Here is a 23,397-nt window from a genome sequence, read left to right as displayed (position 1 = left end):
ATTAATGTTGAAAGGAGGGAGCTATTTTCTTGTTTAGTGAAGAACGAAAAACCAAGATATTAGAATATGTGCAAAAATACGCTAGAGCCTCTGTTCCAGAATTAGCCGAACTTTTTCAAGTATCAGAGTCGACGGTACGTAGGGACCTTAAAGAACTAGAGGATGAAAAGCTAATCAAAAGAACTCATGGTGGTGCAATTCCAATTGAAGGGGTCAATTTTGAACCTACCTTTCAAGAAAAAGAAGATCGTTATAGTAAGGAAAAAGAAATGATTGCTAAAAAGGCTACTGATTTCATTGAAGAAGGAGATACGATCTTACTTGATTCAGGCACAACCATCTATTATTTGGTTAAAGAATTAAAAAGATTTAACAGATTGACTGTTGTTACGAATTCCCTTGTTTTCGCGCAAGAACTGCAAGATATAAAAGGAATTGAAGTAATCATCATTGGTGGCTCTTTAAGAAAAGAAACTTTAGCATTAGTTGGGCCTTTTGCAGAACAATCCTTAAGTATGATTAAAGTGGATAAGGCCTTTATCGCAACAAATGGAATCGATCTAAAAGAAGGAATTACAACTCCAAATTTACTTGAAGCCGCTACGAAAAGAAGGATGATTCAATCAGCAAAACAAGTGATACTACTTACAGATCATAGTAAAATTGGAAAGGTTGCCTTTGCAAAGGTTGCAGACCTTCAGGAAATCGATAAATATGTGATCGATGATGGAATTTCTGAAAGCGTCGTCAAGCAATTAAATGATCTGGGAGTCGATCTCTATCTTGTATCATCATAGGAGGGAAATCATGAATCAAACCATTATTACAGTCACCTTAAATCCCGCCTTAGATAAAACGATTACCCTCGATCAACTTGAGATTGGAGGCTTAAATCGAACAAAGGAAATACGTATCGATCCTGGTGGGAAAGGAATTAACGCGGCAAAGGTCTTAAAAACTTTTCATGTAGATGTATTAGCAACAGGTTTTATTGCTGGCCAAACGGGAAAACAACTAATCGGGCAACTAAATCAATTAGCAATCCCTAACCACTTTGTAGAGGTAAATGGTGAAACCAGAACCAATTTAAAAATCGTAGACGAAGATGCAAATGTGACAACAGAAATCAATGAACCTGGATTTAGCATATCTAATCAAGAAATAGAGCTTTTTAAACAGCAATTGTCTGAAAGAATCACCCCTCATTCTGTTGTTGTTTTTGGCGGAAGCCTACCAGTCAATGCTCCTACATCTATTTATCAAGAACTTATAGATATGGCCAATAAAAAAGGAGCGAAAACGATTTTAGATGCGGATGGACCTGCCTTACAAGAAGGGATCAAAGCGAAACCGTTTGCGATCAAACCAAATCTTTATGAATTAGAACAATTATTAGGTCAGACATTAGATCACCAGCAAAAGATACTTTCAGCAGGAAAGGAAATCATTGAATCAGGTATTTCATTGGTGATGATTTCAATGGGTGAACAGGGTGCAATTATTTTAAATGCAAAAGAAGCCTTTCATATTACCCCATTTTCAATTACACCGAAAAGCACTGTTGGTGCCGGTGACTCAATGGTTGCTACCCTTGCATATTCACTGTTGCAAAATAAAAGTTTAGAGGAAACCGGTTTACTAGCCACAACTGCTGGAACGATTACTGCATCTAAAGAAGGTACACAGGTTTGTACTTTGGAGGAAATACTCCAATCCATCAATCGAAGTAAATCGTTTAATTTAAATAAAATGATTAAAAATTAAAAGGAGGATTTATATGTCTAAGAAAATTCTAGCAGTAACAGCTTGTCCAACAGGTATTGCCCATACCTATATGGCAGCTGAAAGTTTGCAAAAAGCAGCAAAAGAAAAAGGTCTGGATTTTAAAGTAGAAACGAGAGGCGCAGTTGGTGTTGAAAATGGTTTAACTGAACAAGAAATTGCTGAAGCACATGCTGTTATTCTCGCAGCCGATACGGATGTAGATGAAGCACGATTTGAAGGAAAAAATGTGATTAAAGTAGGTGTGGCTGAAGCGATTAAAAATCCTAACAGCCTAATTGAGAAAGCGTTGTCACTACAACCTACGAACAAAACTAGTTATACTGAGAAGGTACAACAAATAAAAGCGGAGAGAAGTTCTCAACGTACTGGAGCATATAAACACCTAATGAATGGCGTATCTTATATGATTCCACTTGTTGTTGCCGGAGGACTTCTGATAGCTATCTCATTTATCTTCGGTATTAAAGCATTTGATCCTAACGATCCTGCTTATAATCCAATCGCTAAAGCGTTGATGGATATCGGTGGAGGCTCTGCCTTTGCTCTAATGGTTCCTGTCCTTGCCGGATTCATTGCATTTTCCATTGCGGATAAACCTGGTTTAACTCCTGGACTTATTGGTGGTATGTTAGCTAGCAAAATTGGTTCTGGATTTTTAGGTGGTATTGTTGCTGGTTTTCTAGCCGGTTATGTGGCTAAGTGGTTAAAAGACTCTATTAAGTTGCCTAAAAACTTTGCAGGTCTTATCCCAATCTTAATTATTCCTTTCCTTTCTACTTTAATTGTTGGATTATTGATGGTATTTGTTATCGGAACACCAGTAAAGACTGTGATGGATGGCTTGACCAATTGGCTTACAGGATTAAGTGGTACGAATAGAATATTTCTTGGTTTGATTTTAGGTGCAATGATGGCCTTTGATATGGGTGGTCCTCTAAATAAAGCTGCTTATACCTTTGCTGTTGGATTACTTGGAAGTAATGTTTTTGAACCAATGGCCGCAGTTATGGCTGCTGGAATGACTCCACCATTAGGTCTTTGGTTAGCTACACGTCTTGCACCAAAAAAATATACGGTTGAAGAAAGAGAAGCTGGAAAAGCTGCTGCTGTACTAGGAATCTCTTTTATCACAGAAGGTGCCATTCCATTTGCAGCCGCTGACCCATTACGTGTGATTCCATCTATTGTAGCTGGTTCAGCATTAACAGGAGCTTTATCCATGTTATTCGGAGCTACATTACGCGCACCACATGGAGGAATCTTCGTTCTACCTATTCCACATGCAGTTGGAAACCTTCTGATGTATACCGTTGCCATCATTGCAGGTACAGTTGTTACAGCGATTGTGGTTAATATACTAAAAAAAGCTAAAGAATAAGGAAAAGTTAAATAAGAACATAGAAACGACTTGGAGGTTAAGCAACATGAATTTATCTACCCTATTAAAGGAAGAAACGATTACGTTAAATCTACAAGCTACATCAAAAGAAGATAGTATCAAGAAAATGACGGAACTTATGAACAGTGCAGGCTTTCTATCTGACATTCAAACCTATACTGAGGCAGTTCTGAACCGTGAAAAGCAAGGCTCTACTGGAATTGGTTTTGGCGTGGCCATCCCTCATGGAAAATCAAATGGTGTTAAAAAGCCAGGTCTTGGCTTTGCCAGATTAGCTCAACCTATTGAGTGGGAATCCCTTGACGGAAATCCAGTAACGATGGTATTCCTTATCGCAGTCCCAGAAGAAAGTGCGGGAAATGAGCATTTACAAATCTTAGCTGCTATTTCTCGTAAACTGATTCACGAAGAGTTTAGAAATCAGTTGATGACAGCTAATACGCCAGAAGAAATTTTAAATATTTTAAACACAGCTGAATAAACAATGAGTTGATCATAAAAAAGACGTGCTGACCAATAAGGTTTTCACGTCTTTTTTATTTTTTATATTTAATTTGGTACTTTCTCACTGGTTATAATTTTTTGTAAGAGTTGCTCCTGGATAATAAAATTGAAGAATTTCTTGATAGGTTTTTCCATCTTTAGCCATTTGTCTTGCACCAATTTGGCTCATCCCTACCCCATGTCCATAACCATCCCCAGTAAAGGTATAGGCCGTTTGCTCTAATTTTGTCGCTTTTGTCGCCCCTAAAACCGAGATTGGCTTCCCGTTTCGGCCTAATTTTTGTGTATTTGATGTACTTTTTACATAGAGGTTGGATGGCTCCATTAACGTTACCTGTGTAGCTGATTGAACAAAGACTGGCGCAGTCGAACTTGAGATCGTGAACAGTTGGCTCTTTAAGGATAGAAGAGATCTTAAATAGTCTTTTGAGTCTTTATTCCTATCATTTTCATCAATCGAGGTATCATAGATACCATTTGTTCCAATAAATCTCAGATCTAGTACTCTGCCAGAAGGGGCTTTATTGATGATTTCTAAACTTTCTAAAGAGCCGATGTCTTTATTTTTGTTTCGAAGTCGATTTTCAATCTCTTCTTTTGTATAAGTCACTTGCCAATCATGATAAGCATTTCTTGAGTCGTAAAGCTCTGCATATTTCTTATCATAAGGGTCAACCTTTGATACTAAATATGGATAAGAACTACCCCAAACGTTTTCTGCTGATTCAGTATAACCCCCATTTGAAGCAGAATATTGTGCGGCAATGAGTGAATTGTTGTATGTGAGAACTTGTCCAGCTGTTTCGCCTACTGCTTGGTTAGAACGATCTCCCTCTCTAAACCCACGGCTGTAAACACCAGTATATGCTTGGTATCTTGTCGTATCATCAATCACTTGATTGGAATATTTCATGGCAAAGGTTCTTGCTGCGACTGCTTGGGCTTTTAAACTTTCTAATTCCCATGAAGGACTCATTTCAATCGGAACCACACCTTTTAAATAATCCTCAATATTCAATTCATTGATCATTTTAATCGTTGGTGTTGGAAGCGATGTTGGGTTACTCACAAGATCGATTCGAAACTCCATGATGTTCCGATATTGGTTGACATCGTATTTGATCCCTTGCCAATAACGAACCACATCGACTAAAGGAAAAGTCTTACTATCCGTTGATGGAAGTGGTATTAAACGAATCGTATCTAATGGGTCGCTAATCGTTTCCCCTCTTTTTTTAATAAATAATTTATTGTTTTCCATCACCACATCATAATGAATCAATCCTTGATCATCTTTATCTTCTAATTCAAGGATCGTTCCTTCTACAAAGTATTTTCCTCTAAGAGCAAAGCCTATCGTGTCTACGGGCATCTTTTGCTTCGTTGCATCGGTATTGGTGATTTCTACTCTTACAATTGGAATCTCTCCTACCTCTTCTCCACTACTAGCATAAGTGATAGGACTATTCATGAATAAGATAGGAAGGAATAAAACTAGGATAAGGAAAAAAGAGAATCGCTTCTTTTGCATATAAACCTCCTAAGCAATGATGTCATCGAATCTATCAATTTACCAATATAATAGATTCGATATAAGGGCTTAGAATCCTGCTTAGGTTTGATAGGTCGTGGGGCTTATTTTATTGCTTAAATATTTGATTGGAAAGATATTTTCTATTTAAGATAGTTATGAAGTTAAGTTACTGAATGAAGAAAGAGGGAATGGCTGATCATATGAAAAGGTATTGGGATCTTTAGTCGAGTCTAGTTACTGCATCAGATAACTTAATAGTTTCTCTAGCTGTATCCTCCTAGATAGTCTAATAACACATCTATACACTACGATGATATATACACAGTGCCGTTTCAATTCCTTAAATAGGTAGTCTAATAACTATGATCATATCCATGCCTCCGAGACATTCGAAATCTAGTTTCAATTCCTTATAGGTAGTCTAATAACATTTTATTATGGCTAAAACAAGAGTAACATTGTCTATGTTTCAATTCCTTATAGGTAGTCTAATAACAAGATAGACAAGAATAGAGAAAATAATCGTATTTTATGTTTCAATTCCTTATAGGTAGTCTAATAACTAACAGACCCTTCAAAAACTTGTTCTAAAGCTTCAAGTTTCAATTCCTTATAGGTAGTCTAATAACGAAGATCAAATCATTGATGCTTTAGAACAAATTTAGTTTCAATTCCTTATAGGTAGTCTAATAACGATGGACAAACAAGACATAGAAGAACTTTTAGAGATGTTTCAATTCCTTATAGGTAGTCTAATAACACATGCTAGCAAAGAAGCGTTGCTAAAACTAGCAAAGTTTCAATTCCTTATAGGTAGTCTAATAACTGTACGACTTTAGATTAACTCCTTCTGCTATTCAGAGTTTCAATTCCTTATAGGTAGTCTAATAACAAAAATTACTTGTATAAGTGGCTGTTCAGAGTTAACAGTTTCAATTCCTTATAGGTAGTCTAATAACTTTTGCAATCAAAATTAGATGAGCAGTTTCAATCTAGTTTCAATTCCTTATAGGTAGTCTAATAACCTTGCTGAAGCTGCGCTTGCGCTACAGCATATGCGGTTTCAATTCCTTATAGGTAGTCTAATAACTGCTTCGGACCATCATTCGTGAAGAGCTAGAGAAAAGTTTCAATTCCTTATAGGTAGTCTAATAACGAAAGCGAGGTCGAACACGATGGTTAAACAACCATAGTTTCAATTCCTTATAGGTAGTCTAATAACCCGGTCCAGTCCCCACGTAGCAGTTCTGACAAAAAACGTTTCAATTCCTTATAGGTAGTCTAATAACTAGGATTAAATATTTCATATTTATCATACGTATCCTTGTTTCAATTCCTTATAGGTATGGTCTTATGTCAAGATTTCGGACAAGTTAAAAGTAGATATAATTCCAGTTTAGTAAATTAACACACTAAAGCATTTTCGAAATCATAAGGTGACAGCATACCACAATATTCATGAATTCTGACTGTATTATAAAAGCTCTCTATGTACTCAAATATTAGTTCATGTGCATGCCTAGTATCTTTGATGACATAACGATTCAACCATTCACGTTTTATTAAAGCATGAAACGATTCAATACATGCATTGTCCCATGGGTTACCTTTATTTGAATAGCTGTGTATGAATTTTGCTGCTGGTGTAGCTTCAATATAGCTTTTAGATACATATTGGCTTCCTCGATCACTATGAATAATAACTGGTTGACTTAGCTTTCGGCTTGCTTTTGCTTTCTCAATGGCTTTTATTACATGTTCTGTTGATAAGCTATTAGATACATGCCAACCTATGATTTTTCGTGAAAATAAATCCATTACGCTCGTAAGATATACAAAACCCGATAGGGTGTGTATATAGGTTATGTCAGTCACCCAGACGGTATTAGGTGCCACTGGCTTAAAATCTCTATCAAGAATATTTTTTAACTTATTATCAAAATCAGGATCAATAGTTGTTCTAATATAAGGTCGAACCCAAATAGCTTTAATATTTTCTTCACGCATATAGTTACCAACCGTTTTTTCTGCTATTACATGACCTCTTGACTGAAGTATAGACGTTATTTTAGGTGCTCCATATATCTGATGGGACTCATTATAAATTTGTATAATTTCCGCTTTTACCTGTTGCTTCCTTTTTTCTTGGTTGGATGGTATTCTTTTAACCCAACTGTAATATCCTGATGAAGAAACGCCCAATAGTTTGAGCACACTGTTAACAGAAATCTTGCGCTCCTCCGATACTAACTTTGTTTCTGTATAAATAGATTCTGTTAATTGTTCAGTATGCCTATAGCCTTTTTTAAGATGTCTAACGCATCCTTTGAATCTTTTAATTCTTTCTTTAAACGAGCAATTTCTTTCTCAGCGTCTGAGCTATAATTACCTGATCCTCTGTGATTAACGGTACCATTGTTTGTATTAGCATTTAATACCCACTTACTTAATGCAGATTTACTAACTTTTAGATCTCCTGCTACTTGTTCTAGGCTTTTGCCTGATGAATGATAATAGTTTACAGCATCCTGCTTAAATTCAGCACTGTATTGTTTCTTTTGATTTCCCATTAAACATTTCCCCCTGGTTCAGTTATATTTATTTTATACTAAACTTAGGAAAAATCTCTATTTAAGTTGTCCTATTTTTATTCTAGCATCAGTAGTCTAATAACAGCTTATGAACACATTGTCACAGAAAACATCAACAAGTTTCAATTCCTTATAGGTAGTCTAATAACGTTTCTCCTGTCTGGATATTCTTACAAAACATTGGTTGTTTCAATTCCTTATAGGTAGTCTAATAACTCTTTCGCCTTCTCTCAACATCTGCTCCCTGATATTGTTTCAATTCCTTATAGGTAGTCTAATAACTAGATTATGATACGATCACTAACTTGTGCGCATTCTTGTTTCAATTCCTTATAGGTAGTCTAATAACGAGTATCCTAAGTCAACTACATTTATACATCTACGAGTTTCAATTCCTTATAGGTAGTCTAATAACCCTGTGCGTTCTATTGCGATCTTCCCAATATACTCAGTTTCAATTCCTTATAGGTAGTCTAATAACATGTTCCTAAAGTTGATTTACAATCTTACAATACGAGTTTCAATTCCTTATAGGTAGTCTAATAACAAAAAAATTTTTCGATTTTAGTCATGCAGATGTTCAGGTTTCAATTCCTTATAGGTAGTCTAATAACCTAGAAGAGGAAGGGGAGTATATCAATCTTTACACTTGTTTCAATTCCTTATAGGTAGTCTAATAACTCAAAAAACTTAGCTAAATACTCCAACTCTTCATCGTGTTTCAATTCCTTATAGGTAGTCTAATAACGCGGATCAATGTAAGACTAATTATTTATTGTTAAGGTTTCAATTCCTTATAGGTAGTCTAATAACCATTCCCAACACGTAAAATTAGCTTTGTCATATCCATGTTTCAATTCCTTATAGGTAGTCTAATAACGAACTTGAAAAACTACGCAAAAAATACCGCCCTTATGAGTTTCAATTCCTTATAGGTAGTCTAATAACAATTGAGTTTTTACTTTTTCATTTGTAGCCATATTTAGTTTCAATTCCTTATAGGTAGTCTAATAACTCGTCTGTTTCATCTGTAATTATATCTTCCTTCCAAGTTTCAATTCCTTATAGGTAGTCTAATAACCCGACCAGGTCATCCTCGTGCCATCTCGTCATGATGAGTTTCAATTCCTTATAGGTAGTCTAATAACTTGTCGGAAGGGTTATGATTGACATATATCCTTCCAAGTTTCAATTCCTTATAGGTAGTCTAATAACATTCTTTATACATTCTTGTTTTTCCGCCTTTATATCCGTTTCAATTCCTTATAGGTAGTCTAATAACGCAGCAGAAATAAAAGCACAATTTGACGCTGCACCAGAGGTTTCAATTCCTTATAGGTAGTCTAATAACCTCCAAAGTTTTTCCCTATATACTTCGCTATCTGCTGTTTCAATTCCTTATAGGTAGTCTAATAACGATTTTGTTGTACTAACAACTATACTCAAATTCAGCGGGTTTCAATTCCTTATAGGTAGTCTAATAACTTTTTTGGGAAAGTTAATTTTATTTGGGATGATATTGGTTTCAATTCCTTATAGGTAGTCTAATAACGAGTTTGCCTTGGCAGCTATCTGGGCTCAACAAGTCCTGTTTCAATTCCTTATAGGTAGTCTAATAACACAGTAAGACTTGGCATTCCAAAGCCGCTTGGGAAGTTTCAATTCCTTATAGGTAGTCTAATAACGCTTACCTACCTCCCCCGATATTACAGAACAAGCCGGGGTTTCAATTCCTTATAGGTAGTCTAATAACGCTGCCTACTATAAAAAGTAATGCTAACGTAACGATGTTTCAATTCCTTATAGGTAGTCTAATAACCCATATTTTGCCCATTTTAGTTTGAAATACTTTAAAAGTTTCAATTCCTTATAGGTAGTCTAATAACTCCCGGCCAATCTCAAAACGCCTTTGCGCGATGGTGAGTTTCAATTCCTTATAGGTAGTCTAATAACCAAAGACGGAAACGACGACATCAGGGCTTGGAACGAGTTTCAATTCCTTATAGGTAGTCTAATAACTGACACCTTACCGGCTAGATAGCAGTCGAGTGGACTAGTTTCAATTCCTTATAGGTAGTCTAATAACCGAAGATTACCCATCCTGGTATAAAAAGGGATATTTGTTTCAATTCCTTATAGGTAGTCTAATAACTGGTAACGTGGAGGTATTTCTCAGTTGTCTTTATCGAGTTTCAATTCCTTATAGGTAGTCTAATAACACCTACTTTCGCTATAATAAAAAGTCACTCAAATGAGGTTTCAATTCCTTATAGGTAGTCTAATAACGTTATCACAGTTTCGGCCAAATGTGCATAAAGCTCGCGTTTCAATTCCTTATAGGTAGTCTAATAACTCTACGAAGGAGATGAGTACTTCTATATTGATGATTTGTTTCAATTCCTTATAGGTAGTCTAATAACTTTCGCTCAAAAAGGAAGAAGAAACTTGAATGAGGTGTTTCAATTCCTTATAGGTAGTCTAATAACTGGTGCAATTGTCATCATTATTATGACCAGATGGCAGTTTCAATTCCTTATAGGTAGTCTAATAACACACATGGTAACAATAAATATGCAAAGCAATATAGGAGTTTCAATTCCTTATAGGTAGTCTAATAACCAAAACAAAAAATAGCAGAAATACGTAATAGAGCAGTGTTTCAATTCCTTATAGGTAGTCTAATAACAATCCAAACACAACCATATATCATTATCACTTATCGGTTTCAATTCCTTATAGGTAGTCTAATAACTAGTGCGGAAACATCTAGTGCGACAGATTGGGACCTGTTTCAATTCCTTATAGGTAGTCTAATAACAAGTTTGGAACGGAAAAGCTATATATTTAGGTTGCATGTTTCAATTCCTTATAGGTAGTCTAATAACTGATTGAGCTGGTTCCAGACCGTGCCGAGTATTGCCGGTTTCAATTCCTTATAGGTAGTCTAATAACTTGTACTAGATTTTCATTTTAGACGTTTGGATTTTAAGTTTCAATTCCTTATAGGTAGTCTAATAACCCCTTTTTGTTTCAAAAGGGGATAAATGGAAGGTGGGTTTCAATTCCTTATAGGTAGTCTAATAACGAGAAAACGGTGGCAAAAGCAAGAGTGATTGAATCTGGTTTCAATTCCTTATAGGTAGTCTAATAACAATTTGAAGGATTGGAATATAAAATAACATATATGTAGTTTCAATTCCTTATAGGTAGTCTAATAACCCATTTTATCCGCAAAAAATAAAGTTTTTCATATCATATGCACATTATACTAAACATCATTTTACTTTAACAATACCCTTAATATACCTAGAAATGTGCTTTAGTCGATCTACGGGCTTTTTTGCACTACTCCCGTTCGACGACATGAGCAAATTATTGAACTGTACGCTCACTGATTATAAGAACATCTCCTCTCCACCCTTTTTTATCCCATATTCCTCTCGCTTTGAGTAATTTTTCGTACGAAATGTGTAAAAGATGATGGAGTCCTCATCTTTATCGACCACAGCAAGTAACTCTGTTTTTAGCTTCTTAAAGTTCACCTCGCTAATATCCCCCTCTAAAACGGAGTTTTGCACCCAGGTTAAGTATTTACGAGAAGTTTTTAGAACTCTAGCAACACGCTTCACACCTATATCATATACTAAAATCACAAACACCTAAATATCACCATCCAAGAATCGATCACGTATTAATAACTACCATCGAGACACATATGGAATATACTCTTTCTCACCCATGATATGTTTTTGTAACTTGTAAGCTTCCATGCGGATTAGCCTACGATAAGAAACTTCACGTCCTAATTCTCGATGTTTGATTGTTGTCGCCAACCTCTTTTCTAGCTCTTCCAAAAAAGTCCTTCTTCCTTTCTCATTAAGTATTATTCCTTCTAACTTTTTCTCAAAATCTTTTGCAGTGATCATCTTTTTGCCTAGCAAAGTAAAAATAACGCGATCAACAAGTATTGGTTTGAAAATCTCAGCAATATCTAAATGAAGAGTAAATCCCCTGAAGTTGGTGGTATGTAGATAGCCAATGCGGGGATCGAGATGCGTTTTGTATATTTCACTTAAGACGATCGAATATACCATTGAATTGCCAAAGCTAATAAGAGCATTAAGTCGATTAAGAGGAGGTTGACGCGAACGTCCTTCAAATACGAAATGATCTTGATCGATTATCCGATCAAAGGCTAGATAATATTGTTCACGATAATTGCCTTCAATTGCCATCATCTGTTCAATCGTTTCACAGGTCAGAAGCCTATCTTGAAAAGTATTTAACTGATCAAGAATATCTTCAAGCTCAGTACCTCGATTATTATAGTAACGTAACACTTGATGCATATTATCCATTGATCCTTGGACAAATTTGAACGCAATCTCCTTACGCCTCTTTTCATCCAGATAAGCTTGCGTTTGTTGTAAGATCATATAGCCAGAATTCAAATGTTCACGCGGATAAAAAGTCCCCATATAGTATCCATAATGATTAAAAATATGAAGTAATATCTCTTTCTGCGAAATAAACTCTAAAAACCGCTTATTAAAATCTACCTCTCCAAATAGAAAAATCTCTTTGATATCTTCAACTGGAAAATATCTCTTCCCTTTCTCCGACTCAAAGCAGAGTGTATTATCTTTACGAAATATGGTTCCTGTGCTAAATATATATTGGCTCTTTTTCACTATATCACCCTCTTACTTTAAATTACGCCCAGCACATTTCGCGATAAGAACAATTTCTACACCATTTAACTTTCTTGGGTGGTGGCGGTAATTCTTGTTGAATCAGTTCTGCAATCTCCGTTTTTAACTGCTCAATCTTTCTTATGAACAGATCATCCAAAACTACTCTTTCCTTTCGGCGTTCCTCTGGAAAAAGAAGTTCACCTGCCGCTTCAATTCCAATCTTTCTTAGTTCATACAGATAGAATAGAAGTTGGATGCGTGCCGTTTCTAACGAGGCTGAGCTTTTCTTTACTTCACCAATTACCAACTCCCCATCCTTTGATTTCATTACATCGATTTTCAAATGTCCTATGGTAATCTCCTTTTTCTCTCGCTCATAAACATTATCTTGTAAAAAACGACCATAATCGAGGTTCTCATCCTCTTGATTACCAATTAAATGATGGGCGACAAGCCATGTTTGACGCGGACATATATAATAGCTATTAATGTGAGTTCCGGTAACTTTTATAGATAAGAATTCTAACAAAAGTAACCACCCCGCTCTCCCTCTTTAAACCCTGTCTCCATATCATAGTATTGGGATAATTGATCTGGAGGAATCCAGTAAAATGAGGCTTCCACTCCATTACGGGTTATAAATTCTATGGGTCTATTCTCTTTAGCACGCTGTACTCTTACTTGGATCATATATTTACCCATCTTTGTTAACAGGATGCGCAATAGCGCTTTCCGTTCAAAAAATGTTGGCGGATTCCCCATGCTCTTGATAATTGATTCGTCAATTACTTTAAAGATCGCATTAGGTGCCCATTCGTTTTTCATAATTTCTTTATATGAGTCAGCCAGTAATGTAGATTCATGATCGTCAGGTAATTCAACATATAGATCCACTACTTGACCAATATCTTTAATAAGTTGGAACTCTTTTAGCTTATCAAAATCAAGTAGAACCACTCCTTCCTGCCAAAGAGTTCTTGACTTATCCGATACCCCGCCTAACATCAACTCTTTATAATATGATTTGACTAAGCTACGATATTCAATTTCAGGTATCTGTTCTTGATCGCCTAATATTTTTTCCGTTCGATCTAAGTGATGGGACATGTAGACGTATTCATGATCTTTTTCAATTTTCAAAATATAAAGCGGTTTAAAATCTCCTTTCTTTCCTTCTCGATTGATTCGTCCTGCTGTTTGAATGATCGATTCTATCGGTGCCAGATCACGAAAGCCAAGATCAAAATCGAGATCAACCCCTGCCTCGATTGTTTGTGTTGAGACCAAAACTACCGGAATTTTTTCTTTTAATCTCTTTTTTACTAAATCGATAACAGTTTTTCTCTGTTTGGGAATGATATTGGTCGATAGATAATAGATCTCAACATTAGTTGCTATCTCTCCCGATACTTTTTTCTCTTTTAGTTTGTTAAAGATGTCGATACTTCGCTTTATCGTATTCACAACAATCAATGCAGATTCACTTTGTTTCCAGACCTCTAAAATCAAGGAAACAAACGATTCACTGCTATGCGTTTCGTTTATCAATGGAACAAATTTAGTCCGTTTCAAGCCTTTAAAATATTCTTCATGATCTGTGAGTAATTCAACTGGACGTGGCTCACTCGTCTCTAATAGAAGGTCTCCCAATTCTAATAGTTTCGGCTGTGTTGCAGTCATTAAGATAAAACGAGTTCCATAGAATTGAGATATCTTGCGTAGCAATGCCCCGATTAATGGCATATATTCCTCTGGAATCGCCTGGATTTCATCTAGGATCACAATACTTCCCGCAAGCTTATTTATCTTCTTAAGCAATCGATTCTCACCCGTTAATAACGATTGAAAGAGTTGCACAAAGGTAGTTAAAACCACATCTGCTTCCCAAGATTCTACTTCCAATAGACTTTGATCAAGTGACCTCTCCTCATTGCTTTCCACATTCGCAGATGAAAAATCAGTAAAGCGATGGTGTGTGATCAGTTTTACTTCGTGACCAAAAACGCCTCTATAATCTACTTCCGTTTGCTCAATAATATTAATAAAAGGAATAGCAGTGATTATACGCGGTATATATCCCTCTTCAAGCTGAATACGCTCTTGTAAATCAAGAGCACATTGAAGTGCAGAAAGTGTCTTTCCAATTCCAGTGGGGGCAGTTAAAGTAAAGAAGCGTTGGGACTTTACCTCATCTTTCGTTAGATTCTTGATTACAGATTGTATACTCTCTCGCGCCTTGTTCCGTTGATCGTTAAGGTCAGTTTTGCCTCCATCTTTATGCTTACTCTGTAGAAATGTAATAACACGTTGCGGTGATACTGTTTTGACAAATGTTCTCTCTAATCCCACAGAATCTAGTTTATCTGCATCAATTAGTGTAGAAAAAAGATAGATCAGAACAAAATACCACTGTACGTCTGAAAATCGTCCATTTTGAAGATATATAGGTACGGATAAGAAGTTCCTTTCTTCATTGCGCAAATTCTCGATCTGTAAATAATTTAAGAATTGCTCGTAGCTAATCATTTTCTCCAATCCGAGGTCCTGGTAAATCTCTTTACCCTGTGCTATTAAGTTCTGAGACTGCTCCTCTAATCTCTCCCACATATCATCGCTATCAAATAAACCCTTTAGTGTAAGATTGCCATGATGCATGCGGACAGATAGATAGGTTAAGAATGCCCAAGAATACCGATTCTTTCTCTCCAATCCCTTTGGGAGGGAATCAAGCATCCATGGATGAAGGAAGCAAGCCGATATATGCGCATGACTCTTTAAATCTGAACTGATCCCATCGAGAAGATATTGTTGAAAATACATCGTATACTTCCCGAAATCATGTAACAAGCTTTCTAAGCGAATCACTTCGTTTAACTCCATATCGCTTAGATCACAGAAACGGACAGAAGAGGAGGTACTTTTCGCAGTCATATCTACTACCGAAAGTAAATGCTGATTTAGAGCTTGTTTGATCCCTTTATCTGGATAATAATGGGCGTAATAACTCATTTTATCACTCCTCGTATATTAGTAGTAAGAGCTCCTTCTAGAAGAATTTCCAGTCGATCCGGATCCTCTGAAATCACTCTAGATTCCTATAGGGTTTATGATAAGCCTTTCGGCTTCCTCATCAAAAATAAAATTGTTTTACCCCCTTGTCTTACCCCAACTGGTGGGGAAGCCAGAGGCGAGTAATTAAATTAAGTAAATTGAATAATATGTTGTTCTAATCTGTAGGGGGACAGCCCTCTTACGTTTATTTGTTGTACCTTTAAAACTGAATATCGAGAATGACGAAGAATGGAGGAGGCTCCAGCACTTTACTCCGTCATTTTTTATAGAATCTTTGGCCTGCTCATGGGACAATGGTGTCGACAAGCTTTTCTTAGGAAGTTTCTTTCACTCCTTGCGGGCAACTTTTGTGTACTGCTTTTTAAGCCTGCTACCCATGACTCATCATTGAATTTTCTAACCGCTGGTTGCGCCTTCCACTTAGAAGGGGGAGTAGCACCCTGATTGACTTCTATATGGAAATGAGTGCTGATGACGAGGTTGTTCTAGATGATTCCCATGGGCACCCAGGTCTAAGATTTGCTTGATTAACTACTATCAGGAGGTGATTCTATGTCGAAAATGCTAGTTGGTATAGACGTAAGCTTAAAATCTCACCATGTTCAATTCATGGACGGAGACGGAGATTCATTAGCTTCTTTTTCTGTTCCTAATGATCAAAATGGGGCAGACACCCTGATCCAAAGAATATTAGAAACAGCGAAAAAAAAGAAGCTAAACTTGTTCCAGATTGGAATGGAGGCCACCTCAAACCTTGGTTGGCATCTTGCTCACTATCTACGAGAACAACTAAAGGGATACGAACCTTCCTTTCAATCACATGTATACGTCTTAAATGCGCGTAAAGTGGCTCGTTTTAAAAAAGGGTATGACACTCTAGTTAAGAACGACCGCATTGATGCCTGGGTTATCGCAGACCACCTGCGTTTCGGACGACTGCCTATGGAAATGAAAGATACGATTCAGTATGAAGCCTTGCAGCGTTTGACAAGAACCCGATTTCATTTGATGCAAAATATTACAAGGGATAAAATTTACTTCCTTAACCAAGTCTTCTTAAAATTTAGTGGACTTCGTCAGGATAATCCCTTTTCTAATATGTTTGGATCCACAAGTTTAGCGGTTATTGAAGAACTAGAGCCTGAACAAATTACCCAAATGTCCATGGAAGAACTCATTCAATTTCTTCAAGAGAAGGGAAAAAATCGCTTCGAAAATCCGGAAGAAATTGCAAAGTATCTTCAAAAACTTGCTCGCTCATCATATCGTCTAAATAAAGCAATGGCCGATCCAGTCAACATTTCACTTTCCGTTTCTTTAAGTGTAATTAGACATATGGAATCCGAAGTGAAACGGCTTGATCGTGAAATTGCCAAACTCATGAAAGGCATCCCACAGACGTTAACCTCAATAAAAGGGGTTGGGGATGTTTATGCAGCTGGTCTTATTGCTGAGATTGGCGACATCAAACGATTTAAAAATCATCATGCTTTAGCTAGTTACGCTGGCCTTAGATGGAGTCAGTATCAATCTGGTGAATTCGAATCGGATGATACGAATCGATTAAATTCTGGAAACAAGTATCTACGATACTATTTGATACAGGCAGCTGATAAAGTTCGTCAACATGATTCCGAATACAGAGCGTTTTACCAAAAGAAATATAACGAAGTCCCTAAACATCAACACAAAAGAGCACTCGTCCTTACTGCTAGAAAATTGGTACGATTGGTGTATTCGCTACTAAGCACCAATCAATTGTACACACCACCAGAAAGGAGAAATTAATCAACTTTCGATTATTTCACATCCTTCGAGCAGAGCCTCACAAGCAAAATTTCAATAACAAAAATTGGTAATTAGGTGAGGGCTATTTGGTATACCCTTTTTTAAGGGATTTTTACTTCTATCCCAAAATAATTTCCAATTCTTTATTTTTTTGTGCTTGACATATTACCGCTGGGCTTTATACGACAAAGGCATCGGAAGCATTCCAAAACCGATGCCAATTCGATTTATTCCATCCATGTAATATGATTCCCATTGCTTAACTTCACATGCTTTGCTACTTCCGCCTTAATTGGATTTGATAATAGATTGATAACCATATCGCCCTTACCCATCTCTGTTAGTCTACGATTCTGATCAAACTCGAGCGGTATGTCTTCTTTTATCAGGCGATAACTAGAGTCAGCTGTATATGTCATCTCCAATCTTGTTATATTTTTGGCAGGAACTACAGAAGAAAGCTCAATACTCCTTGAAGCAGACTCTTCTTCCCCTTCTAACTCGCCTTCAAACTGCAACCAGCCAAGATGTGAGGCTGATCCAAGTGCCAGAGAAATACCATAACTGGAATAACCATACCGAGTGCTTTGAAAAAGTTGACTCAATTTCTCCATTACTTCCTTATCTTGATGATACATCCAGACTTGATAGTCGATAATTCCAGAGCGAATATTCTGAGGTAAAATATACTCCGTCGGCGTCTGGCTATGATGCTCCTTTGATCCGTTAAAGTCATTTAGACTCTTAACCATAAGTAAGTTCATCTTTTGAACCTGTTTCTTGATTGGTGCTCGATTGGCAACTGCAATCTTACATTTATCGAGAGAGAAAAGATCATAATAGGTATCTCGCTCATAACCTAGTAAGCCAGCTATTATTCCAGTTATCGTTGTCCTAGGCGGAATGGAATAGGTAAGTGCAGAAGAATTGGAGTAATAACGACGAAAGTGTGCCATTTTACCTTGTAAACGAAATGTTAGGAGTTTCATTGTAACCCTCCATCTTAGTTAGTGACTGGAGCCCAAAGATCAACCACTTCATACTCTGGAATATTGAGCAAATGCTCCTTATTGGCATAGGGATGGAACCAGCCGATGACTTGATCAATATAGCCCCGAACCTTCATCTCGTCAATCACCTTTGTTAATTCGTGAAAATCGACATACAGGTCTTGAAGGCTGCGAATGGCTTTTTGTTCATACTGCTCTGACACTTTTAGAAAACGGCGAAGATCTCCTAAGTAGCCGTCAAAGTTAGGATTATAGATCACTTCTAGGTAGAAGAGAGGAGCCTGTCCCTGTTTGCTATCGGTCTGATTCGCCATCATTCCTTGAACAAGCGATTTGCGGAATAAATCACGGTCTTCTTCCGTCATTCCAGTATTACGTGCACTAAATTTATTAACCGTTCCATAATGAGCAACTAAAGCATAGTAAAGTTTATGCTTCTTACCAAATGTAGAAGAATCATCATTCATGATCGAGGTGATTGTATTTGATTTGACCAGTTCGGCTGGATGCAGGGAATACCCCCATGTGATCTGAACAGATCCTGTATATGTTCGTGTAACATCACCCACCGCCATTGCACTACCAAAAAGACGGATGTCGATTAGAGATTTTTTAATTATCTGGGTTAAAAAGAGATTGTTAACATCAGAGATTAACTCCTTTTTCTTTTTATCCTTTTTAATTTTCTCACTTAATTCTGCATAAGTTTTTATACCATCTAACTCCAATTCCTTCCACAGTTGAGCTAGTTGATCATCCCCATCTAGCAATTCATCTAATTGTGTCTGATCACCTAGCCATTGGTTATAAACTTCTTCAAACATCTTATCCATTGGCACCTTCTTATCTGCCAACGTATCAACAAAAATTGGAAAACCCTTTTCTTTCAGAAAGTCACGGATGTCGCGTTTACGTCGAGCATCACTAACTAATACAGTTGACGTCTCATAATCCATACGCGGCTTGTTCTCCTGATCCGGGTCGCCATTGGGATTGGTCATCACAGCTTCAAATGCAAAAATAAAATCGCTATTTTGTTTAACAACCATCTTAATTATTCCTCCTTATATCGCATAATGCGTTTTATTCTTCAATAGACTCAATATCTGATTCAGCTTCAATTGATGCAATTTCGGCTTTGGATAGGTCTGGTGCCATATTTCCTACCATATAAGCATAGCCAGCCATAATATAAAATACATTGGCATGATCACTTAAGGGCCAGTCTTTACGTAATACTCCATGATAATGATGATAGCGATTCATTAGATGTTCAGAGAAAAGCGTCATTTTGTTATACTGCCGTAATTTCTCAATAATTTCTTTATATAGTCTTAGAATTTCGTGTTGATCCATCCCTTGGAATTGGATCTTCTTTAAGATTGGCTTAGTTTTGTGTTCCTTTTGATACTGAGCTACAGCAACACGATGCAGCAATGTACCAAGGAAAAAGAGAGCTTTTGCTTCACTTGTAAACCCTTGCTGAGCAATAAAGTTCTCCATTTCATTGATACTACTTAAATATTTTGAATTGTTGTTTGCTTCATTCATCTTCTCACCCTCCTTATCGCTCTTTTGAAAGAATGGTTTATTTAAAATGTTTAATGCTTGTAAAGTCTGCATAAATACGAGATAGCTCATCACAATTCTCTTAATAAAAAAATTTTCCAGTTCATTTTTATGATAAAAATCGAATTTAAGATTTTTATAGTTATCTATTCTATTCTTGGAAAGCTGTCGCATTCCCTTATCGAGCGCCTCAGATGCATAAGCATAGATCGTTTCACGCTCAACCAAATAGCCTGATAAGATCGCTTTATACATTGAGAGTACTCGTCCAACATCTACTTGACCTTTATCTGATTCTCGAACTGGGATGATGTGATAAATACTGCCCAATGAGAATCCTTTGATGTGAGGTTTGATTTGATGAGCAAAACTACTAAACATACGATTCAACAATAGAAAACGAGACACAGGAACATCTTCAAACGAATCCAATAGAGTCACTGATTTGCCATCCGTTCGATAGACGATAAAATGAACAATATATTGGCTCTGTTCCATCTCTTTGCTTTCTGCCTCAACATTCTTCAGCCATTCTTCCGCATCTTTACTTTTAAAAGCAAAGTCTATATGATCTTTAATTTTGGTTATGTAATCATAGTCAAAGGAATCTAACAGACCTTCTGGTAGAATAAAAACACGTTCACGAGCAATCCTTCCCACCAGGCGCTGCTCTATCGCATTTTCCCCAGCTAACAGATCTTGATAACATTCTCCACAAAATGAGTAAACATCATCATAGTTTGTTCCACTTTTATGATAACGAGATGAATTGATTGTAGTTGTTGTGAAAAATTTATTAATGCCAGATAGACTAAACTTAGTTGAGTTCTTAATGGAGACATCTGCCTTTTTCGCATGGCAAAGATAGCAAACTCGCTCTTCTTGTTCATGGGTAACTTTATTAACTTTTGTAACTGACACTCCAATTTTATTTTTTCTCATTACAAATTGAATATAATCTGGATGCTGAGAGATGATCGTTTTCTCACCATTTTTATGAACTCTTGGAATAATTAAGAGATATTTATTTCGTTTATGATCATCCTCACGAAGATACTGAATGAATGCATCGCCCTTGTACTCTTTTCCATTTAGAATGATAGCTTTCTTCTCTTTGTTTATTTCAATACTTGTCTCTTTACTAGGCGGAAAATAGATTCGTTCTAATTGAACATTACCCTCTCCTAACTTATCTCCTAAAGTAACAAGAGAGTTCTCCTGCAACTCTAGAATCAGTTGTGCTAGCTCACACTCCTCCATACTCTGTTGTTTAAGCGAGATAAACAAATCATTCCATACAGTAGTTAATAGATAATAAAGAGAGCCTACTTCACGCACTACATAACTTTGAGACGAGGCACCAGGATTATTGCCAAAATAGTTAAATGCCTTAGGCTGCTGCTCATTATAGGGCAATGGATCATCAAAAAAAATCTGATTGCGATCCAAATCGAAGGTCATAAAAAGAATATAGGCCTGTTCATTTTCCTTTAAATTCAGCTTAGGTGTCTTAATTCTTGAATCTAGTGGCTGTTGATTACGCCTTTGTTTTGCACCGATATAGGCTGTTATTTGTGGTAAATTCATCTTCTCACCCCACTTTATTAAACTACTTTATTATCTCCACTAATCCGCATCCCATCGAATTCTTTGATCCTAGACCCACATCAATAGCCGTCTGTAATATTTTCCGATCCCCTTTTAAAATAAAGCGACCCGAATATCCTTTAATAATGGTTTCATGACATTTTTTTATGTATTTTATTACATTTTGTTTATGTTGACCGATTGGCTTAAAGGTTGTTTCTGTAAATGGGTAGTCTTCTCCATAAAGTATTTTCCCTTTCCGTAATAGGTTTTGAATAACAATTGTTTTAAAATCTTCTTCTCGCGGTTCAAAATATGCAGTATATCTTCGTCCATCTGGTCGATTCATTGTGGAATAAGCTACGACAGGTGAAAGCGTTTGAATGAGAAGTTCATCTTGATCAACCATAGGGATATCAATATCAAGTGATTCTACTTTCAATAATTGATTCCCTATACGAAATCCATCCTTTAATAAAATTTGTGTTATGTCATGAACAAATTCGTGTACTGGAGAAGTAATGATTAATCTAATAGCGTTTTCAAATTGAATCTTTTGCTCATGTCGTAATATTTTGTATTTTCCCAAAATACGAGAAAAAGCAAACAATTTGAATTGACGATTATCAATGATGAATCCACTATTGTGTAGAAAATTTGATAATTGTGGGCTAAGATTATGATAAATCGCAGATTGAATGAGAGCGTTATGATGTACTGGTAAAATAATGTGCGAATTACTTCCCGATAGTGTAATTGTAAAACGCATTATTCCCCTCCTTCTCAACTCCTAAGAAAATATTCTCCATCTTATTATCTTTACCCTTCTATTTATTTAAGAATTCTAAAAAATTTTAGTTCTTTTAATTTTATCGAGTAATACCTTTAACTACATATCACTATATGAAGCTATAACCAACAAAACCAGTAGCAAACATATAGCTCTGATACATATACGGTTATTGGTACGCATTTCAATTCTACTTAAGTAAGATAAAAACAGTAACGTGTAATGCTATTCATTATTCTTTTCTATAATTTTCTATATTTCAATGAAAATATCCTTCTTTTAGATAAGATTCCTATCATAAAATTGACAATCAGTTTGGATTCAATTAAAATTTCAATGAAGTATATTTTGGTTTTTTGGGGTGAGATGAAATGATTTTGTCTGGACGCCGAAAGCAATTTCTGCAAAAAATAATCGATCTTTACAAAAAAACAAATGTCCCTGTTCATTATGAGACATTAGCTAAAGTGATAGGTGTCAATAAAAGGACGGCATACGATATGATGATGGAACTCGAAAAAAATGGCTATCTCATCCGTGGTTATTCAGTGAATCCTGGTGAAAAAGGGCGATCCCAAGTTGTCTTTCAACCATCAGCAAAGGCTACAAATCTATTTGATTTTAAACATTCTGATAACATATCTCAAGAGGAATGGAATAAAATTAAAAAGAGCATCTATGAATTTTTGAATAATAAGCACCATTATAGTTTTCGTACTACGATTGAAAAGATGTTAGAAGAAATTTCAAAAGTTCAGGTTCAAATATCATTTTGTGCATATATTATTGGACTTTTTCTTGTTTATCTTAAAAATATAGGGGGAGAAATCGAGTCATTAATCAAAAGTATGGTTCAAAATGCTCCAACAAATGAAATGGGAGTCACTATGTTTGTCGGAACGGTGGTTGGTACAATCATCCAAACAATGAATCATGAAATAGGCATTGAAACTACTGATTTGGTCGTAAAGTTTCTAAAAACGATCAATGACCTTTCTGAGGATGAGAAGAGAATGCTCTCTCATTTTCTAAATGAAGCTCTTGCTTAATGGTCAAGGTATATTACTTGACCAT

General features: G+C 36.2%; 17 protein-coding genes and 2 CRISPR repeat arrays. Of the genes, 6 read left to right on the top strand and 11 right to left on the bottom strand.

Features of this window, described 5'->3' with window-relative positions:
* Window positions 1-29 precede the first annotated feature (29 nt).
* Genes TEPIDINF_RS01895 through TEPIDINF_RS01880 form a run of 4 tightly spaced genes read left to right on the top strand, consistent with a single transcriptional unit; the run spans window position 30 to window position 3,665 of the window.
* On the top strand, window positions 30-797 hold the full coding sequence (locus tag TEPIDINF_RS01895) for a DeoR/GlpR family DNA-binding transcription regulator (RefSeq protein ID WP_068723181.1): 768 nt from the start codon (window positions 30-32) through the stop codon (window positions 795-797).
* 10 nt (window positions 798-807) lie between these two features.
* A complete protein-coding gene (pfkB, locus tag TEPIDINF_RS01890; protein WP_068723180.1) occupies window positions 808-1,764 on the top strand; it encodes a 1-phosphofructokinase in 957 nt (318 codons plus the stop codon).
* 13 nt (window positions 1,765-1,777) lie between these two features.
* On the top strand, window positions 1,778-3,163 hold the full coding sequence (locus tag TEPIDINF_RS01885; RefSeq protein ID WP_068723179.1) for a PTS fructose transporter subunit IIC: 1,386 nt from the start codon (window positions 1,778-1,780) through the stop codon (window positions 3,161-3,163).
* A 46-nt stretch (window positions 3,164-3,209) separates the two neighbouring features.
* Complete coding sequence (locus TEPIDINF_RS01880; RefSeq protein WP_421691255.1) at window positions 3,210-3,665, top strand: PTS sugar transporter subunit IIA; 456 nt, start codon at window positions 3,210-3,212, stop codon at window positions 3,663-3,665.
* Between the two features lie 84 nt (window positions 3,666-3,749).
* On the opposite strand, the gene TEPIDINF_RS01875 is transcribed toward TEPIDINF_RS01880, so the two are convergent.
* From TEPIDINF_RS01875 to cas3, 7 genes are all read right to left on the bottom strand, one after another.
* Window positions 3,750-5,219, bottom strand: coding sequence for a SpoIID/LytB domain-containing protein (locus TEPIDINF_RS01875; RefSeq protein ID WP_421691254.1), 1,470 nt, complete (start codon window positions 5,217-5,219; stop codon window positions 3,750-3,752).
* 402 nt (window positions 5,220-5,621) lie between these two features.
* A CRISPR array of direct repeats spans window positions 5,622-6,511; the repeat unit is 30 nt; unit sequence GTTTCAATTCCTTATAGGTAGTCTAATAAC.
* A gap of 115 nt (window positions 6,512-6,626) precedes the next feature.
* Window positions 6,627-7,562 carry an IS3 family transposase gene (locus TEPIDINF_RS01870; protein WP_421692127.1) on the bottom strand — a complete coding sequence of 312 codons (936 nt, stop codon included), beginning with the start codon at window positions 7,560-7,562 and terminating at the stop codon, window positions 6,627-6,629.
* Entirely contained in the window at window positions 7,499-7,792 is a 294-nt protein-coding gene (locus TEPIDINF_RS01865; RefSeq protein WP_421691253.1) for a transposase, read from the bottom strand. Before TEPIDINF_RS01865 ends, TEPIDINF_RS01870 begins: the two co-directional genes overlap by 64 nt.
* 140 nt (window positions 7,793-7,932) lie before the next feature.
* Window positions 7,933-11,032: direct repeats of the CRISPR family, unit length 30 nt; unit sequence GTTTCAATTCCTTATAGGTAGTCTAATAAC.
* Between the two features lie 176 nt (window positions 11,033-11,208).
* Window positions 11,209-11,472 (bottom strand): CRISPR-associated endonuclease Cas2, encoded by a 264-nt coding sequence (gene cas2 / locus TEPIDINF_RS01860; RefSeq protein ID WP_421691252.1) that lies wholly within the window; start codon window positions 11,470-11,472, stop codon window positions 11,209-11,211.
* 39 nt (window positions 11,473-11,511) lie between these two features.
* Window positions 11,512-12,504, bottom strand: coding sequence for a type I-B CRISPR-associated endonuclease Cas1b (gene cas1b / locus TEPIDINF_RS01855; RefSeq protein WP_421691251.1), 993 nt, complete (start codon window positions 12,502-12,504; stop codon window positions 11,512-11,514).
* A 22-nt stretch (window positions 12,505-12,526) separates the two neighbouring features.
* A complete protein-coding gene (cas4, locus tag TEPIDINF_RS01850) occupies window positions 12,527-13,036 on the bottom strand; it encodes a CRISPR-associated protein Cas4 (protein WP_421691250.1) in 510 nt (169 codons plus the stop codon).
* Window positions 13,030-15,516 (bottom strand): CRISPR-associated helicase Cas3', encoded by a 2,487-nt coding sequence (gene cas3 / locus TEPIDINF_RS01845; protein WP_421691249.1) that lies wholly within the window; start codon window positions 15,514-15,516, stop codon window positions 13,030-13,032. Before cas3 ends, cas4 begins: the two co-directional genes overlap by 7 nt.
* Before the next feature lie 615 nt (window positions 15,517-16,131).
* Here cas3 and TEPIDINF_RS01840 point away from each other — a divergent pair.
* Complete coding sequence (locus TEPIDINF_RS01840) at window positions 16,132-17,367, top strand: IS110 family RNA-guided transposase (protein ID WP_068727898.1); 1,236 nt, start codon at window positions 16,132-16,134, stop codon at window positions 17,365-17,367.
* A gap of 227 nt (window positions 17,368-17,594) precedes the next feature.
* On the opposite strand, the gene cas5b is transcribed toward TEPIDINF_RS01840, so the two are convergent.
* The 4 genes from cas5b to cas6 are packed head-to-tail and all read right to left on the bottom strand — an operon-like array spanning window position 17,595 to window position 22,302.
* Window positions 17,595-18,356, bottom strand: a complete 762-nt coding sequence (gene cas5b, locus TEPIDINF_RS01835) for a type I-B CRISPR-associated protein Cas5b (RefSeq protein WP_421691248.1) — start codon at window positions 18,354-18,356, stop codon at window positions 17,595-17,597.
* A gap of 14 nt (window positions 18,357-18,370) precedes the next feature.
* A complete protein-coding gene (locus TEPIDINF_RS01830; protein WP_421691247.1) occupies window positions 18,371-19,426 on the bottom strand; it encodes a CRISPR-associated protein in 1,056 nt (351 codons plus the stop codon).
* A 34-nt stretch (window positions 19,427-19,460) separates the two neighbouring features.
* Complete coding sequence (locus TEPIDINF_RS01825; RefSeq protein ID WP_421691246.1) at window positions 19,461-21,533, bottom strand: TM1802 family CRISPR-associated protein; 2,073 nt, start codon at window positions 21,531-21,533, stop codon at window positions 19,461-19,463.
* Between the two features lie 22 nt (window positions 21,534-21,555).
* The gene (cas6, locus tag TEPIDINF_RS01820; RefSeq protein ID WP_421691245.1) at window positions 21,556-22,302 is read right to left on the bottom strand and encodes a CRISPR-associated endoribonuclease Cas6; all 747 of its coding nucleotides are present in this window, start codon (window positions 22,300-22,302) and stop codon (window positions 21,556-21,558) included.
* Window positions 22,303-22,694: 392 nt separating this feature from the next.
* On the opposite strand from cas6, the gene TEPIDINF_RS01815 reads away from it, so the two are divergent.
* Window positions 22,695-23,372 carry an Lrp/AsnC family transcriptional regulator gene (locus TEPIDINF_RS01815; protein WP_421691244.1) on the top strand — a complete coding sequence of 226 codons (678 nt, stop codon included), beginning with the start codon at window positions 22,695-22,697 and terminating at the stop codon, window positions 23,370-23,372.
* Window positions 23,373-23,397: the final 25 nt, after the last annotated feature.

Origin of the sequence: Tepidibacillus infernus, from assembly GCF_048898065.1 — a bacterium.
GTDB lineage: Bacteria > Bacillota > Bacilli > Tepidibacillales > Tepidibacillaceae > Tepidibacillus_B > Tepidibacillus_B infernus.
The sequence above is the reverse complement of the archived record's forward strand: the minus strand, read 5'-3'. Positions and strand labels throughout refer to the sequence as shown.

What these genes read in the sequence shown, in the direction of transcription:
- pfkB (WP_068723180.1), top strand. Translation starts at nt 808, where the DNA reads ATGAATCAAACCATTATTACAGTCACCTTAAATCCCGCCTTAGATAAA.
- TEPIDINF_RS01885 (WP_068723179.1), top strand. Translation starts at nt 1,778, where the DNA reads ATGTCTAAGAAAATTCTAGCAGTAACAGCTTGTCCAACAGGTATTGCC.
- TEPIDINF_RS01880 (WP_421691255.1), top strand. Translation starts at nt 3,210, where the DNA reads ATGAATTTATCTACCCTATTAAAGGAAGAAACGATTACGTTAAATCTA.
- TEPIDINF_RS01875 (WP_421691254.1), bottom strand. Translation starts at nt 5,219, where the DNA reads ATGCAAAAGAAGCGATTCTCTTTTTTCCTTATCCTAGTTTTATTCCTT.
- TEPIDINF_RS01865 (WP_421691253.1), bottom strand. Translation starts at nt 7,792, where the DNA reads ATGGGAAATCAAAAGAAACAATACAGTGCTGAATTTAAGCAGGATGCT.
- cas3 (WP_421691249.1), bottom strand. Translation starts at nt 15,516, where the DNA reads ATGAGTTATTACGCCCATTATTATCCAGATAAAGGGATCAAACAAGCT.
- TEPIDINF_RS01840 (WP_068727898.1), top strand. Translation starts at nt 16,132, where the DNA reads ATGTCGAAAATGCTAGTTGGTATAGACGTAAGCTTAAAATCTCACCAT.
- cas5b (WP_421691248.1), bottom strand. Translation starts at nt 18,356, where the DNA reads ATGAAACTCCTAACATTTCGTTTACAAGGTAAAATGGCACACTTTCGT.
- TEPIDINF_RS01830 (WP_421691247.1), bottom strand. Translation starts at nt 19,426, where the DNA reads ATGGTTGTTAAACAAAATAGCGATTTTATTTTTGCATTTGAAGCTGTG.
- TEPIDINF_RS01825 (WP_421691246.1), bottom strand. Translation starts at nt 21,533, where the DNA reads ATGAATTTACCACAAATAACAGCCTATATCGGTGCAAAACAAAGGCGT.
- cas6 (WP_421691245.1), bottom strand. Translation starts at nt 22,302, where the DNA reads ATGCGTTTTACAATTACACTATCGGGAAGTAATTCGCACATTATTTTA.
- TEPIDINF_RS01815 (WP_421691244.1), top strand. Translation starts at nt 22,695, where the DNA reads ATGATTTTGTCTGGACGCCGAAAGCAATTTCTGCAAAAAATAATCGAT.